Source organism: Achromobacter xylosoxidans, assembly GCF_002192695.1.
GTDB lineage: Bacteria > Pseudomonadota > Gammaproteobacteria > Burkholderiales > Burkholderiaceae_B > Achromobacter > Achromobacter xylosoxidans_C.
On record NZ_MTLG01000080.1, the window covers coordinates 1 to 1,068 of the forward strand.

A 1,068-nucleotide genomic window follows, 5' to 3' on the forward strand; every position below is an offset into this window, starting at 1 on the left:
GCGCCGTTGTTCGCCACGTCGCCCAGGATGGCGCCCGAGGCGCCGCCATTGCCCAATTGCAGGGTGCCGGCCGAAATCGTGGTGCCGCCGGTGTAGGTATTGTTCGCGGTCAGGATGGTGGTGCCTGTGCCGATCTGGTTGACCACGCCGCCGCCGGAGATCTGGCCGGGGAAGGTTTGGACATCGGAACGGTTGAAGGTCAGCGCGCCGTTGTTCGCCACGTTGCCCAGGATGGCGCCCGTGGTGCCGCCATTGCCCAGCTGCAGCGTGCCTGCCGAGATGGTCGTGCCGCCCGTGTAGGTATTGTCCGCGGTCAGGATGGTGGTGCCTGCGCCGATCTGGTTGACCACGCCGCTGCCGGAGACCAGTCCGGGGAAGGTCTGCACATCGGAACGGTTGAACGTCAACGCACCGTTGTTCGTCACGTCGCCCAGGATGGCGCCCGTGGTGCCGCCGTTACCCAGCTGCAAGGTACCCGCCGCAATTGTGGTGCCGCCGGTGTAGGTGTTGTTGGCCGTCAGGATCGTGGTGCCCGTACCGATCTGGTTGACCGTGCCGCTGCCGGAGATCAGGCCGGGAAAGGTCTGGACATCGGAACGATTGAACGCGAGCGCCCCATTGTTCGCCACGTCGCCCAGGATGGACCCCGAGGCGCCGCCGTCGCCCAATTGCAGGGTGCCCGCGGCGATCGTCGTTCCGCCCGTGTAGCTGTTGCTGCCCGTCAGCACGGTGGTGCCCGAGCCGATCTGGTTAACCGCGCCGCTGCCGGAGATCTGGCCGGCAAGCGTCATCGTGTCGGAGCGGTTGAAGGCCAGCAAGCCGTCGTTCGCCACATTGCCCAGGATGGACCCCGATGTGCCGCCATTGCCCAGTTGCAGGCCGCCTGCCGAAATCGTGGTGCCGCCGGTGTAGGTGTTGTCTGCGGTCAGGATGGTGGTGCCCGTGCCGATCTGGTTGACCGCGCCGCTGCCGGAGATCAGCCCGGGGAAGGTCAGGACATCGGAACGGTTGAAAGTCAGCGCGCCGTTGTTCGCCACGTCGCCCAGGATGGCGCCCGTGGTGCCGCCA

At 66.8% G+C, this 1,068-nt stretch carries 1 protein-coding gene; it reads right to left on the reverse strand.

What is annotated here, in order from left to right:
* A partial coding sequence (locus tag BRO63_RS17310) for an autotransporter-associated beta strand repeat-containing protein (RefSeq protein ID WP_179215134.1) occupies window positions 1-1,068 on the reverse strand: 1,068 nt, incomplete at both ends.